Annotated in this window: 16 protein-coding genes; 6 read left to right on the top strand and 10 right to left on the bottom strand. The window is 46.0% G+C overall.

The genetic code is table 11. The annotated features are described in order from the left end of the window. Positions 1-339: 339 nt before the first annotated feature. The 9 genes from Q8O71_02745 to Q8O71_02705 all read right to left on the bottom strand — a co-directional run bounded on the left by Q8O71_02745 (position 340) and on the right by Q8O71_02705 (position 7190). Positions 340-669, bottom strand: a complete 330-nt coding sequence (locus Q8O71_02745; GenBank protein MDP2705290.1) for a hypothetical protein — start codon at positions 667-669, stop codon at positions 340-342. 11 nt (positions 670-680) lie between these two features. Next, positions 681-1025 carry a hypothetical protein gene (locus tag Q8O71_02740; protein ID MDP2705289.1) on the bottom strand — a complete coding sequence of 115 codons (345 nt, stop codon included), beginning with the start codon at positions 1023-1025 and terminating at the stop codon, positions 681-683. Positions 1026-1027: 2 nt separating this feature from the next. After that, on the bottom strand, positions 1028-1387 hold the full coding sequence (locus Q8O71_02735; GenBank protein MDP2705288.1) for a pilin: 360 nt from the start codon (positions 1385-1387) through the stop codon (positions 1028-1030). A gap of 1 nt (position 1388) precedes the next feature. After that, complete coding sequence (locus Q8O71_02730; GenBank protein ID MDP2705287.1) at positions 1389-1751, bottom strand: hypothetical protein; 363 nt, start codon at positions 1749-1751, stop codon at positions 1389-1391. Next, on the bottom strand, positions 1748-3043 hold the full coding sequence (locus Q8O71_02725; GenBank protein MDP2705286.1) for an extracellular solute-binding protein: 1296 nt from the start codon (positions 3041-3043) through the stop codon (positions 1748-1750). Before Q8O71_02725 ends, Q8O71_02730 begins: the two co-directional genes overlap by 4 nt. Beyond that, positions 3040-3567, bottom strand: a complete 528-nt coding sequence (locus tag Q8O71_02720; protein MDP2705285.1) for a methyltransferase domain-containing protein — start codon at positions 3565-3567, stop codon at positions 3040-3042. Before Q8O71_02720 ends, Q8O71_02725 begins: the two co-directional genes overlap by 4 nt. A 61-nt stretch (positions 3568-3628) precedes the next feature. Beyond that, entirely contained in the window at positions 3629-6097 is a 2469-nt protein-coding gene (gene gyrA, locus Q8O71_02715) for a DNA gyrase subunit A (protein MDP2705284.1), read from the bottom strand. Positions 6098-6133: 36 nt separating this feature from the next. After that, positions 6134-6508, bottom strand: a complete 375-nt coding sequence (locus Q8O71_02710; protein ID MDP2705283.1) for a hypothetical protein — start codon at positions 6506-6508, stop codon at positions 6134-6136. A gap of 52 nt (positions 6509-6560) precedes the next feature. Further along, positions 6561-7190, bottom strand: coding sequence for an MBL fold metallo-hydrolase (locus Q8O71_02705; protein MDP2705282.1), 630 nt, complete (start codon positions 7188-7190; stop codon positions 6561-6563). A gap of 258 nt (positions 7191-7448) precedes the next feature. Here Q8O71_02705 and Q8O71_02700 point away from each other — a divergent pair, with 258 nt between their 5' ends. After that, positions 7449-8600 carry a S1 RNA-binding domain-containing protein gene (locus Q8O71_02700; GenBank protein MDP2705281.1) on the top strand — a complete coding sequence of 384 codons (1152 nt, stop codon included), beginning with the start codon at positions 7449-7451 and terminating at the stop codon, positions 8598-8600. 50 nt (positions 8601-8650) lie between these two features. On the opposite strand, the gene pth is transcribed toward Q8O71_02700, so the two are convergent. Next, positions 8651-9244 carry an aminoacyl-tRNA hydrolase gene (gene pth, locus Q8O71_02695; GenBank protein ID MDP2705280.1) on the bottom strand — a complete coding sequence of 198 codons (594 nt, stop codon included), beginning with the start codon at positions 9242-9244 and terminating at the stop codon, positions 8651-8653. Positions 9245-9297: 53 nt separating this feature from the next. Between pth and lepB the strand changes: the two genes are divergently transcribed. The 5 genes from lepB to ftsA all read left to right on the top strand — a co-directional run. Next, positions 9298-9930, top strand: coding sequence for a signal peptidase I (gene lepB, locus Q8O71_02690; protein MDP2705279.1), 633 nt, complete (start codon positions 9298-9300; stop codon positions 9928-9930). Positions 9931-9932: 2 nt separating this feature from the next. Next, entirely contained in the window at positions 9933-11147 is a 1215-nt protein-coding gene (locus Q8O71_02685; GenBank protein MDP2705278.1) for an ATP phosphoribosyltransferase regulatory subunit, read from the top strand. Between the two features lie 36 nt (positions 11148-11183). Further along, positions 11184-11423: a 30S ribosomal protein S21 gene (locus tag Q8O71_02680; protein ID MDP2705277.1), complete on the top strand. Its 240-nt coding sequence runs from the start codon at positions 11184-11186 to the stop codon at positions 11421-11423. Between the two features lie 4 nt (positions 11424-11427). Then, on the top strand, positions 11428-11823 hold the full coding sequence (gene ybeY, locus Q8O71_02675) for an rRNA maturation RNase YbeY (protein MDP2705276.1): 396 nt from the start codon (positions 11428-11430) through the stop codon (positions 11821-11823). A gap of 254 nt (positions 11824-12077) precedes the next feature. Further along, positions 12078-13240, top strand: a 1163-nt coding sequence (gene ftsA, locus Q8O71_02670; GenBank protein ID MDP2705275.1) for a cell division protein FtsA, incomplete at its 3' end; no start/stop codon positions are given.

The following is a 13240-nucleotide window of genomic DNA, read 5'->3' as shown; positions in this document are numbered from 1 at the left end:
TTTGTTGTAGAAGTGTCGGCTCCGCCGACCTCTCTCTTGTAGTTGCAGAGAATACCCTCGCGGCTTGCCGCGGGGATGAATCTGCAACTACAATAAAGGGTATTAACCGCGGGGCAAGCCCTGCACCCATTTGGTGCTCGAAGACTCGCTCTCTCCCACCCCAGAGGGGCGGGGTATTAAACCTTACAGGTTCTGTCCACTCATTGGATTCCGCCTACGGCGGACTCTCAATGAGTCTTGCGAAGATTTCCCAGATCTTCTCACCTTTGTTACGACTTCGACTCGGACGCTGTGTACAATCGGAATTGTCCACGCGCTCCTCGCTTGTCGTAATAAAAGTTAAAAGTAGGGATCCGTAATATCAAAGCTGTCCTGAAGAAAGGCAACAATACCCCACACTGAAGCCATGACAAAAAGAGCTATAACGCCCCACAACATCAGGCGTTTCCCGTCGGCAATAGATTTATCGTTCCCCGCGCTTGCAATAAATTTCGCCAAACCCCAGAAAAACATGAGAAGGGCAAAAGAGAATATGACATAAATAATATTATTGAAGAGACCGACTGAAAGGTAGATGAGGTCCTGCAGGTTGTCTATGGCGTACGCTCCCACAGGAAACAGAAAAAGAGAGAAAAATGCTATTGGCAAAGTGATATTGAAATGTTTCATAAGTGAATGTGTTAAAACTCAGGCGCAAGGGGAAATCCTCCGTCAAAACCGAAACTGTCAACCAAAATGCGTACGATTCCCCACATGGAAACCAATACAAACAACCCGATGATGCCCCAGAGCATAAGTTTCTTTCCGTCCTCAACCGACTGCTCGTTTCCGCCCCCGGACATAAACTTCGCTAAGCCCCAGAAAAAAACAAGAAGCGCCAATGCAACAAGAGCCGGATATAAAAGACCCATAATACCGATAAGGAGACTTACCACATCGTCGAAATTATCCGGACCGAGTGGAGATTGCCCAAAAGAAGAAACGGGCGATATAAGAGCGAGAAGTAAGAAAAATAATCGAGTCATATTTATTGAGTGATTTGGTCAATGGTATTTTGAATAACCTGGGCAATTGTCCACGCGCCAAGAAGAACTATCGCACCAATGCATGAATACAGAAAAGCCCGTTTTGCTTCCTCAAGTTTGGCAGGATTGCCTTGAGCCACAACAAAAAGAAAGCCGGAATAAATCATATACAGCACCACAACAACCGCGCCGAGGGGCATTACAACGTCGTTTGCAAGTATTTGAACAAAATCACCCAACGAATCGGCTCCCCCTTTGAAAGGATTTTCAAGCATCGTGCCTCCGCCTCCCCCGCCGCTTTGGGCAAGTACGACATACGGAAGAAGTGACAGAAAAGAAAAAGACAATAAAAATCGTTTCATATTAATTTTCAAGAAGTGAATAACCCGGCACCAAGAAAGCGTTAATAATAAGTTGAACGATAAGCCAAGCGGTGAGAATGATAATGAAGCCCCACAAAACTTTCCAGAAAATACTGTGTGCCTGTTTGATTTTCCCCTCGTTACCTCCCGCAGTAAGATAAAGAAAGCCGGCATAAATAAAACTGATAACAGCAAGCGGAATCGAAGCAATAACCAGGAAGTTAATGATGTTATTACCCAGTTCAATGAGTTGCGGAAAACCACATTTGGTGTCTACCCCATCGCAAGGAATAAGGCCCCCTTGGGCAAAAACCAGAATCGGGAGAAGTGCAAAAAAAACAACTACCAAAAGAGTGCGTTTCATTTTGTTTGGTTAAATAAATCCTGCATTTCCGAATGGGCGCGGGAAACCGCCTGACTCGTTCGCAAACGCCCCGCCGTAATTGATTCTATCATGCTCTGGAAAATCGCCGTTGTCGCCACGCTATCGGGGTCGAGCCAGCCTCGGGCGCGGAGGGCGCTTTGATAAAACAGAATGCTGTACGCGTCGCCGGATGGAGCTTTTGAAAGCAGGTCGCGGCGTACAGGGGGCAATCCCGCAATAGTACTCAATGCGGCGCTGTGTTCTTTGTCGGTAAGAATAGCCGCGATGGAAACTGCCGCGGCGATGTTACGGCTGCTTTTCACGACGGAAAGCGCCTGCACGCGGCCATATGTTGTTTTATTTTGTCCTTCGCGCGATTGCGGGAACAAAGCGACGTCAAAATTAATATTTGGATTCTTTGCTTTTATTTGGTCCAACTCACTGGCAAAACCAAAGTAAATGCCAAGGTCACCCGCCGTAAAGAAATTGTCCGAACGCGGGAGTGAACGATTCCAGGAATAAAACAATTTTATGGGGTTTGAAAATTCGGTATAGAAGTTAATAGCCGCTTCCGCGGGAACAATCGTTTGGTCAAGTTTTTGATTTAATACCACTGTCGCCCCTTTGTCCGTCCGCTGTGTAATCGGACCTCCCGCCTGAGTAATAAGCGCGCTTATGATTTCTTTGGCATTGGCTATGTTTCTGAATTCTCCAAGCGCTACGGCACTTTCGGTGATATTGAACGACTCGTCTTTTTTGGTAAGCGTCTGAGCGAGGGTAAACATTTCATCCCAATATTCCGGCGGTCGGCTAATGCCCGCATTTGAAAATACGTCGCGATTCCAATACATCATCAATGGGTCAACAAGAATCGGCAATCCCATGATTCCACTGGAAGAAAGGTATAACTCCCCCTCTTCTATAAACGTGTCTTTGAAAAGGCGCTCGGAATAACTCTTATAGGGAATGGGAAACAGTTTCCCTTGATGTTTCCACAAGGAATCATGCGGCAAGAAGACAAGGTCGGGGCCTTTGCCTTCCGCAAGCGCTTCAATAAATGCCTGGTCAAATTCGGTAGAGCGCTTTTGGACATACGTGATGGCGAATTCTTTATTTTCGCTCACAGGGTGTTCCTTGAGCATCGTATTGAAATCACTAAGCGGCAATGTCCCCCAAATCGTCACTTTATTTTCAGGCTTTGTCGATGTGCCACGCGAGGCAGAAAAGATAATGACACCGAGCACGATAAACGCCCCGAATACGAACATTATAAGAAGTTGGAATTTGCTCATGGTTTTGAAAAAATAAATCCGTAATGTTGCGCTCCCGCTCCCATGCGGCGCTCAAAGATAAGTCCACCTTTTTCGAAAAGTTCCTTTGAGGAATCAGGCAGCACCACGTCTCCCGATTGCGGGCCCATACCGGCGAAAGAGTCCTGCCAGTCTACGAGAAGAACGCGACCTTTTGGCTTGAGAATGCGTTTTATTTCTTTGACTAGACCTTCTTTGTTTTTAATTTGAAACAAAAGATTGGCGACTATGGCCGCATCAACGGAACTTTCTCTTAACTTGGTTCCCCCCTGTTCTTCGGCATTTCCCCATATCACTTCAAGGTTTTTTATGTGTTGTCGCTGTGCTTCATTCTTGATTCTGCTTAACAAGTCTTTCTGGACATCAATGGCATACACTTTTCCATTGTTTCCTACCGCTTTTGCCGCGGACAAGCTGTAAAAACCGGAACCCGCGCCGATATCGGCAACGTGCATGCCGGGCATAAGGCCGAGCTCTTCAATATTTTTTTCCGGGTCGGAAAACATAAAAAGTGTGAGACTATCTCACATTCAATTATAACAGAGGAGTAAAGAAGCGGGAACGGGCTTACAAACAAATCAAAGAAGCGATGGCGTCCCCTTCACGCAATTTCATAATGCGTACGCCTTGGGTACCGCGCGAGAGAGTGGAAATTTCATTGAGTGAAACGCGTATTACCTGGCTTTTTTTGGAAATAGCGACGATTTCTTCTTCTTCCGGGGTGACAATGCGGGCGGATATAATCGGTCCTGTTTTTGCCGTCACTTTTGCGGTGCGAATTCCCGAGCCACCCCGTTTTTGAATTTTATATTCTTTAAGAGACGTTTTCTTACCAAAACCGTTTGCGGACAGTACCAAAAGCGACGGGGTTTGAGCCTCTTTTTTGACCACCCGGGCGCCGATGACTTTGTCTGACTTAGACAGACGGATACATCGGACCCCCCCGGCATTTCTTCCCATTTCCCGAATATCGGACTCTTTGAAGTGAATTGACTGTCCGTGCGCGGTTACAACAATGACCGTGTCCCCTTTTGCCGCAAACGAACTTGAAATCAACTGGTCACCTGGGGCGAGTTTTATGGCAATAATTCCACTTCTCCTTACATCATGAAAACTTTTCGCCGCAACGCGTTTTGATTCTCCGTTCTGTGTCACCATGAGGATTGACACATCGCTTTCTTTTGTGGATTTCGGCATCGGAAGCACCGCGGTAACATGCTCTTCCGCTTCAAGTGACAGAAAATTCATAATTGATTTGCCTTTGGTGGCGCGTTTTCCTTCGGGAATATCGTACATCTTTATTTGGTATGCTTTGCCCCGGTCCGTAAAGAAAAGAAGGTCGCTGTGCGTTGATGCGTTTAGAAATGTCGTAACAAAATCTTCTTCCTTGGTATCAAGATCAACAACCCCGACTCCTCCCCTTTTCTGGCGGCGAAATTCGTCCGGATTGGTCCGTTTGATATACCCGCCCGCGGTCAAAACAAGGGCATTTTCTTCATCGGGAATAAGGTCCTCGGGCGCCATAATGCGCGCGCCGGATTTTATTACCCGCGTTTTTCTTTCATCGCCATACCTTTCAGAAATATCGGACAATTCTTTTTTAATGATGGTAAGAATTCTTTTCGGGCTTCCCAAAATACTCTTGAGTTCGGCAATCAAATCTTGTGTCGCCTTCAGTTCGTCTTCAATCTTCTTTCGTTCGAGGCCGGCGAGCTTCTGAAGCTTCATTTCAAGAATGGCGGTCGCCTGCCTGTCAGAGAACTTGAATTCCTTCATCAAGTTCGCGTGGGCGGTAACCACATCCTTGGCGGCCTTGATGAGTTTTATGATTTGGTCAATATGGTCAAGCGCTTTCTTGAGACCGAGAAGAATATGCTCTTTCTCTTCGGCTTTCTTCAGGTCGTACTCGGTTCTTCGGCGAATAACGTTAATTCGATGGGAAACAAATTCCTGGAGAATTGCCTTCAGAGAAAGCGTGAGCGGCGCACCGTTAACAAGCGCAACGAGGTTGAAGTGGAATGTGTCCTCAAGCGGCGTGTGTTTATAAAGAAAATTGAGAATCTTTTGCGGCTGGCTTCCGCTTTTGAGTTCAATAACGATACGGATATCTTTGGCCGATTCGTCGCGGAGTGCTTTGATACCCTCGATTTTTTTCTCCCGTACAAGGTCTGCGATACGCATAATGAGGTCGGCTTTGTTGACGCGATACGGAATGGAACTGATAACTATCTGATATGTATCCGCTTTAGACTCCGTTATTTCGGCAACGCCTCTCGTGACAACTCCGCCCCGGCCGGTCGCGTAGGCATGATGGATGTCTTTTTCATTAAAAATAATTCCCCCCGTCGGAAAGTCGGGCCCTTTGACGAATTGCAGCAAATCCTCGGTTGTCGCTTCTGTGTTATCGACAAGATACGCGGTGGCATCGATAACTTCGCGGAGGTTATGCGGCGGAATGTTCGTCGCCATACCGACGGCAATACCGAGCGTTCCGTTTAACAAAAGATTGGGCACTCCCGCCGGAAGCACCTCCGGCTCTTTTTTCGTACCGTCATAATTCGGACGAAAATTGACGGTTTCTTTTTCAATGTCCCGAAGCGTCTCCATAGAAAGACGGGACATCTTTGCCTCGGTATATCGCATGGCGGCGGCAGAATCACCGTCTATATTTCCAAAGTTTCCCTGTCCGGCAACCAACGGATACCGCATGACGAAATCTTGGGCCATTTTGACCATGGCATCATAAACCGAAGCATCTCCGTGCGGGTGGTAACTTCCCAACACGTCTCCGACAACAACAGCGGATTTTCTGAATTTGGCCGATGAGGTAAGACCCATGTGGTGCATCGAGTAGAGAATGCGTCTTTGAACAGGCTTTAACCCGTCACGGACATCGGGAAGGGCGCGCGCGGTAATAACCGACATCGCATAGTCAAGATACGACTCTTTCATTTCAGTCGTTATGTTTCTGGGGACGATACCAAGGGCCTGTTCGGGCCTCTTTTCCTCTTTGTTTTTGTCTTGCGCGGAAGCCATACTAATCTTTAATTATAGCATATTCTAGGCTATTTTTTAAGGGTTTTGTTCCTCTTTTGATAAGGGTAAATTCTCCGATTGTGTTGTCGTCCCCGCAGTTTCGGTTGAAGAAGAGACGGCAAAGTTTTCCGTGTTTATCTCCAAAGAGACATCGGAGATAATATCTTCCACACTTTTATACCCGCTTTTAAACGATTCAAAATGTCCACCGAGATCTTTGAAAAAAACCTCAAACGGGGAGGCGGTGTGCTGCAATGTTTTTTTCTGCTGTGAGGTTCCGAGATACCGCGCATACAACAGAGAACCCCAGATAAACACAATAAGAAGTGTAATGATAACGGAACTTGCGATAAGAATGTGATGTCTTTCGTGTTCGGGTTTCTGTCGAATTTTTTCCAAAAAATTAAACATGGGTGAAATTTTACCGGTCGTCTGTTCTCGGATAGACGGGCAGAGAAAAAAGTTATTGGGGGGAAAGGATAAACACCTCTCCTTTTTTCCCTTCAATGTCTTTGCGCTTGATGGTCAGTTTATCAATGGGAGATTGTGATTCCTCCCCTCCTTCTTTAAGAAAAGTCTTGAGCGCCTTACCGTCGGAAGTGTCGTGCATCGGGATGATAATTTTTGGCTCGAGAGAAACAGCGAGTCGGTACGCTTGCGCCGCATCCAATGTTCCGTTTCCTCCGATAGGCACAAAAAGTATATCGACGGCCTCAAGCGCTTCGAGAGTTTCGTTTGCTATTTGCGCGTCTTTGATGGCTCCGAGAAAACACAGGTGCATATCTTCAAACATTACGGAATATATCGTGTTGATTCTTTCTTTGCCCCCGTAAGAAGATTTTGACGGAAATCCCTGAATGAAAACTCCCTTAACATCATACTCACCGGGCTGTGAAATAACGAAAGGAATTTTTTCTCCGAAAGTGACATTTTCCACCCCGTTAAAGTCTTTGTCCCAAAGACTTACCAAAGCCACATCCGCCCCAAAACGGGTGACTTTGCCCGATGAATCCTTGGAAACGGGATTAAAGGCGAGAACAGTATCGCCAAATTGAGCCTTAAAAGCCTCCAAACCGTGATATGTGATAATCATGCCGCTTCAGTATAACCTACCTTTCAGGAAAACGGAACGGCTGGACAGGGCCATTTTTTGCTATATAATACGTGGAATCCTCTTGGAGGACTTTTTATTGCCTAGCGCAACGAGAGAAGTGGAAATGTTTTGATATTTGCACTTCCGAGTTAGCGACGGCAACAAAAGATGGTACATCTTTTATTAAAAACAGAGAAGATAACCTCGTCAGGATAATGGATATGTTCTGACATGACGAACCTTCTTTGTGCAATTACAATGACTATTAAAGAACAGGAAGAGAAGTTAGAAGTAACGGAAGAAGTAAAAGAAGAAAGAGACGAGAAAGAAGAAAAGGAATCAAAAAAGAAAAAAGATTCCCCTATGGTGGGCTTTTTCAACGCGACCCAAAACCCTCCGCTTGAAGGTGACCTGATTGAGGGTCCGGTAATCGCTATTACCAAAGACGCGGTGTACGTTGATCTTGTGCCATTCGGTACCGGAATTATATTCGGACGTGAATACATCAGCGCGCGCGACATTATCAAAAAAGTAAATGTCGGAGATCGTGTCGCCGGAAAAGTTGTCGAGGTTGCAAACAAAGACGGCTATATTGAAATCTCGCTCAAGGAAGCGAGACAGGCGCTCATTTGGGGAGAGGCGGAAACGCATATCAAAAACAAAAGCGTGCTTGAGCTTTCGGTAATGGATGCCAACAAAGGAGGTCTTATTCTTGAATGGCAAGGGATTCAGGGTTTTCTGCCCGCTTCCCAGCTTAAAACGGAACACTATCCGCGGGTAAGCGACGGAGATAAAGATAAAATTCTTGAGGAACTGAAGAAATTTGTCGGGGGAAAATTATCCGTATCAATCATTTCGGCGGCACCGAAAGAAGGTAAGCTTATCTTCTCGGAAAAAGACCCCGAACAGAAAAACAAGGAGAAAATTATCGATAAATACACGCTCGGTGACGAAATCGAAGGAGAAATCACCGGTGTCGTTGACTTTGGTGTATTCGTCAAAATTCAGGAAGGACTTGAAGGGCTCGTACACATTTCGGAAATCGACTGGTCTTTGGTTGAAGACCCCAAAGCCTTGTACCGTCCCGGTGAAAAAGTAAAAGCAAAAATCATCGAAATCAAAGACGGAAAAATTTCCCTTTCAATCAAAGCGTTGAAGGAAAACCCCTGGGTAGCCGGAGAAAAGAAATACAAAAAAGATGATGTTGTCAAAGGGGTCATCATCAAATACAACAAGCACGGGGCGCTTGCCTCAATCGAGGAAGGCATTGCCGGTCTTGTGCATATTTCGGAGTTCGGAAACGAAGCGACATTGCGCGAAAAACTTGAACTTGGAAAGTCATACACGTTTAAGATTACTCTCTTTGACCCGAAAGAAAGAAAAATGGCGCTTTCCTATATCGCGGAATAATCTGAATAGGAAATATCTTAAGAAAACTAAAAACCGCCGAAAGGCGGTTTTTAGTTTTGATTGCAGATTTCGGTTGCTCTTTCCCTGCCGTCCGCAAGTAACGTTTCGGCGACGGTCACCGCTTTGCGGGAAACTTTGGAGAGGATTTTTTGTTCGCTGTCTTTGAATTTGTGAAGAATAAAATCACTGACCGCTTTTTCGCCATTGGGCTTTTTTGCGCGTCCTTTTGAATCGGAAAGAGAAATGCCGACACGCAATCGTATGAATGTTTCCGTTTTTATGGCGCGAATAATCGATTCCACTCCCCTGTGTCCCCCAGAACCGCGATTGAAAGACATCTTCAAGGTCCCAAGCGGAAGGTCAAGGTCATCGTGCACAACAACAAGCGTTTCCGCTTTTTTCTTACTTGTAATAAGCCCTTTAAGACTTTCTCCCGATTTGTTCATAAATGTTTGCGGCAAAATAAGTGTTGCTTTCCCCCCGGACAAACTTCCTGCCGATACCATCGCCTTTTTTTTCTTATCTTCCTTCCATTCGGAGAAATCACCCTTCTTGCGAATAGCGTCAACGACAATGCGGCCCGTATTGTGGCGGGTCATTTCGTATTCACTGCCTGGATTTCCGAGTCCAACGATTATATACATACTAAAAAGATACGGTCATTGTAATGACCATATCTGCTTGCGTCAAGTAAGGAATGCGTATTACAATTGAAAAACTTCTTATGGAACCTTCCATCCCAAACGATACGGAGCCTGCAAAAACGGACGGAAAGCGTCCGTCCGGCATCGGAGAATCCATCAAGGAATTGGTGAGTTTTGTGGTCCTATCCCTTCTTATCATTATTCCTTTCAGGATGTTCATCGCTCAGCCATTCGTGGTAAGCGGTGCCTCCATGGACCCGACATTTAAAAACGGGGATTATCTTATTGTCGATGAAATCAGTTACCGCTTCGGGGAACCGCAACGCGGAGAGGTTCTTATTTTCAAGTACCCTAAAAACCCTTCCCAAGCCTTTATAAAAAGAATTATCGGACTTCCCGGCGAAACGCTAGAAATACAGAACGGACACGTTACGGTAAAAAATGACGCGTATCCGGAAGGTTTGGAACTTTCCGAAGAGTACGTTAAGTATGTCCAGTCTTCTTATATGACTGTTACTTTGGCGGATGATGAATATTTTGTAATGGGAGACAACCGGGCCGGAAGTCTTGATTCGCGGACATGGGGACCTTTGAAACGAAGCTTTTTCATCGGGAAGCCGTTTGTGCGCCTTCTCCCGGTAGGAGAAGTTTCCCTTTTACCCGGTGACGCAAGCGATTCCTATTAGTCATGAAAAAAAACGTACCACCTCCGCAAGAAAAAGAGCTGAAGAAAATTGCCTTGGCTTCATCCGTGGAAAAACCGGGCGAGGTTGCTTTTTATTACGGATTCAGCCCCATTGAAACTCCCTCGATTAACGCGGAAGATGGAAAACGGGCACGGGGTGTCGCAAAAAGCGCGGGAATACAGGATGACAAGGAGGAAGCGTATGAACTTCAAGAGAAAGCCCGTTTGCTCCGTTTGTATATGGAAGAGATGGACGCTTTTCCCCAACACGTATTTTTTTATTATGAAAAACCAATGCGCGGAAGCGGGCGCAGACGAGGAAGTAATTTCGAATGCGGACTTGATGTCATTGGCTCGTCAAAAAGCGTCGCCGAAGCGCTTCTTATTCAGACTGCTACCGCGATACTTTCGGAGGAAGGTTTTGAAAATATAGAAATTGCAATCAATAGCGTCGGGGACAGGGAATCCCTTTCCCGCCTGGAACGAGAGCTCGTCGCTTATTACAGACGTCATATCGAAGAACTTCCCGCTCCGTACCGTCAGGCATTCAAGAAGGACATATTTGAAATTCTGCGGACAACGGATACCAAACTCGAAAGTTTTGTCGTCGGCGCCCCCCAACCCCTCTCAACGCTTTCGGACATGAGCCGTGCGCATTTTAAAGAAGTGCTTGAGTTCATAGAAAGCTCCGGCATCCCCTATACCATCGACAACCACCTTGTCGGAAGCAAGCAGTACGCGTCGCAAACGACGTTTTCCATAAGCGGGGAAAGAGAAGGAAAACGCCTCGTTTTGGGACACGGGTATCGTTATAATCATTTGTCAAGAAAAATCGGTCTGAAGAAAGAAATACCGGCTGTGGGAATTACCCTCTCTTGGAAACGCGCAGGGAAACACCAGAGAGCGACAGTAGTAAAAAAACTACCGAAACCGAAATTCTATTTCATCCACCTCGGGTATAATGCAAAACTCAAAAGCTTACCCGTTATCGAAACCCTCCGCCGTTCGAAGATTCTTGTTTCGCACGGGCTCACAAAAGACAAATTCAGCGGACAGGCATCAACCGCCGAGAATACCAAAACACCCTATTTGCTTATCTTCGGCCAGAAAGAAGCCATTGAAAATACCGTGCTGGTAAGAGATTCGAAAACCCGTTTTCAAGACACCGTGGCATTTGCTTCTTTACCTACCCATCTTAAGTCGATTTCAAAGGCTTGAAGCAAAGTTGGCCTTGTGTTAGCATAGAGAACCAATATGGCAATGAACGTAAAAGTTGAAAAGAACAGCAATGAGAACGGCTTGAGCTTGCTCCGCCGTTTTACCAAGCGTGTTCAAGGTTCCGGAGTTCTAAGAAAAGTGAGAGGAGAGCGCTATTACAGCCGTTCCGCGTCCCCGATGGTACGCAAGAAAAAAACTCTCAAGCGCCTCGTCAAAAAGGTAAAAATCGATGAACTCGTAAAACTCGGAAAAATCGTCCTCAAAACAAGGAGATAAGCCCGTGCGTACGCCTTCCTTCAGCCTTCATACCACACTTAAGAGCAAGCTTCCCCGCTTGCCTTTTTCTCGCATAAAAGATGCAGTCGCGGGGAAAAATTTTTCCGTGGGCCTCGTATTTGTGGGACCAAAAAAAGGCGCGACTCTCAATCGGACGTATCGCGGCAAGAATTATGTCCCCAACGTACTCTCGTTTCCTCTGTCACCTTCTTCGGGAGAAATATTTATCGTTCTGTCGAAAGCCGTTTCGGAAGCGGCCGCGTACAAGATGAAACCGAATGATTTTTTAATATATCTCTTTATCCACGCGTTGTTCCATTTGAAAGGATACGCGCACGGTAGTAAAATGGAGAGAGAGGAAAGGAAGGTACTCGCGCGGTTTGGTGTTCGTCGGATTTAGATTTTCCTTCCCCTAGTTGAAGCGAGCAATTATTTTTTCAGAATCTTGCACAGGTCGACGGGCCGTGAGAAAGCGAACACGTGGAGCTTTTGCAAGACTCATTGAGAGCTTTTCTTAGAAAAGATCCAATGAGTGGACAGCTCCTGTAAGGAGCAGAGCAATTCGTCAGCAGACGAATATGCGTGTTCTGAAAAAAGATATTGCGAGCGTTTTTTGTTTATTTCGACAGAAAGGGTTTAACATTCTTTATAGTAATGGCAAGAAACATCGTCACAGGAATTGATATCGGAACATACCAGGTGAAAGTTATTATCACCGAAGGTACTCAAAAAAACGGAAATTATGTTCCGCGTATTATCGGTAAAGGAATGGCCGAATCAAAAGGGCTTCGGCACGGTTACATTATCAATACGGGTGATACGGTGCGGAGCGTCAAACAAGCGATTCTCCAGGCGTCAAAAGCGGCGGGTATTCCCATCAAACGCGCCTTTATTTCCGTAGGCGGTATAGGACTTTCAAGTTTTATTTCTCAAGGAGGAACCATTATTACGCGCGCCGATTCAACGGTTACCGAACTTGATATGGCAAAGGCTCTCGAGGTATGCGAAAGTGAAATTCCCACCTCGCTTTCTTTAAATAGAACCATTATTCATACTATCCCCCTTCAATACAAAATCGATGGCAAACCCGTCTTGGGACGGCCGTTTGGAATGAAAGGGAGCAAGCTTGAAGTGCGAACTCTGTTTGTCACGTGTCTTAAACACCACCTCGACGACTTGATTGAAGGAATCGAGGAAGCGGGAATTGAAGTCATTGACGCGTACGCTTCCCCCATTGCCGCAAGTTTTGTAACACTTTCAAAAACTCAAAAAATCGCGGGGTGCGTTCTCGCAAACATCGGGGCGGAAACACTTTCAATTGTCGTCTTTGAAAATAACATTCCCATTTCGCTTGAAGTGTTTCCTATCGGTTCGACGGATATTACAAACGATATCGCCCTCGGTTTGCGTATCCCGCTTGAAGAAGCAGAGAGTATAAAACTTGGAGCACTTACCAAAACAACGTACCCGCAGAAAGAACTCGAAAATATAATCAGCGCCCGCCTTTCGGACATGTTCGAACTTGTGGAGGCGCACCTTAAAAAAATCGGAAGAAACGGTTTATTGCCGGCAGGCATCATTATTACGGGAGGAGGCTCAGGCATCGGTACTATTGAGGATTTCGCCCGTATTGCCCTCAAATTGCCCTCTAAACGCGCTGTATTCCAGTCAAAAGGGGCCGAGGGTGAGAACCTCGACACAATGTGGTCAGTTGCCTACGGACTCTGTTTCCTCGGTATTAACTCGGAAAACGACGAGTCAATCGGAGTCAGCAAATGGGCAAAAAAAACCCGCAGCAGTATGGTTTCCTGGGTCAA

It is taken from the genome of bacterium (assembly GCA_030690305.1).
In the GTDB taxonomy this organism is placed as follows: domain Bacteria; phylum Patescibacteriota; class Minisyncoccia; order Phycocordibacterales; family JAGLPS01; genus JBBUCK01.
Note: the sequence above shows the minus strand (reverse complement) of the source record. Positions and strands in the feature narration are given on the sequence as shown.

Excerpts from the sequence above, each read along its gene's own strand:
- Q8O71_02735 (MDP2705288.1), bottom strand. The coding sequence starts at position 1,387 with ATGAAACGATTTTTATTGTCTTTTTCTTTTCTGTCACTTCTTCCGTAT.
- Q8O71_02740 (MDP2705289.1), bottom strand. The coding sequence starts at position 1,025 with ATGACTCGATTATTTTTCTTACTTCTCGCTCTTATATCGCCCGTTTCT.
- Q8O71_02705 (MDP2705282.1), bottom strand. The coding sequence starts at position 7,190 with ATGATTATCACATATCACGGTTTGGAGGCTTTTAAGGCTCAATTTGGC.
- Q8O71_02720 (MDP2705285.1), bottom strand. The coding sequence starts at position 3,567 with ATGTTTTCCGACCCGGAAAAAAATATTGAAGAGCTCGGCCTTATGCCC.
- Q8O71_02710 (MDP2705283.1), bottom strand. The coding sequence starts at position 6,508 with ATGTTTAATTTTTTGGAAAAAATTCGACAGAAACCCGAACACGAAAGA.
- Q8O71_02745 (MDP2705290.1), bottom strand. The coding sequence starts at position 669 with ATGAAACATTTCAATATCACTTTGCCAATAGCATTTTTCTCTCTTTTT.
- Q8O71_02725 (MDP2705286.1), bottom strand. The coding sequence starts at position 3,043 with ATGAGCAAATTCCAACTTCTTATAATGTTCGTATTCGGGGCGTTTATC.
- gyrA (MDP2705284.1), bottom strand. The coding sequence starts at position 6,097 with ATGGCTTCCGCGCAAGACAAAAACAAAGAGGAAAAGAGGCCCGAACAG.
- Q8O71_02680 (MDP2705277.1), top strand. The coding sequence starts at position 11,184 with ATGGCAATGAACGTAAAAGTTGAAAAGAACAGCAATGAGAACGGCTTG.
- Q8O71_02730 (MDP2705287.1), bottom strand. The coding sequence starts at position 1,751 with ATGAAACGCACTCTTTTGGTAGTTGTTTTTTTTGCACTTCTCCCGATT.
- Q8O71_02685 (MDP2705278.1), top strand. The coding sequence starts at position 9,933 with ATGAAAAAAAACGTACCACCTCCGCAAGAAAAAGAGCTGAAGAAAATT.
- Q8O71_02700 (MDP2705281.1), top strand. The coding sequence starts at position 7,449 with ATGACTATTAAAGAACAGGAAGAGAAGTTAGAAGTAACGGAAGAAGTA.
- lepB (MDP2705279.1), top strand. The coding sequence starts at position 9,298 with ATGCGTATTACAATTGAAAAACTTCTTATGGAACCTTCCATCCCAAAC.
- pth (MDP2705280.1), bottom strand. The coding sequence starts at position 9,244 with ATGTATATAATCGTTGGACTCGGAAATCCAGGCAGTGAATACGAAATG.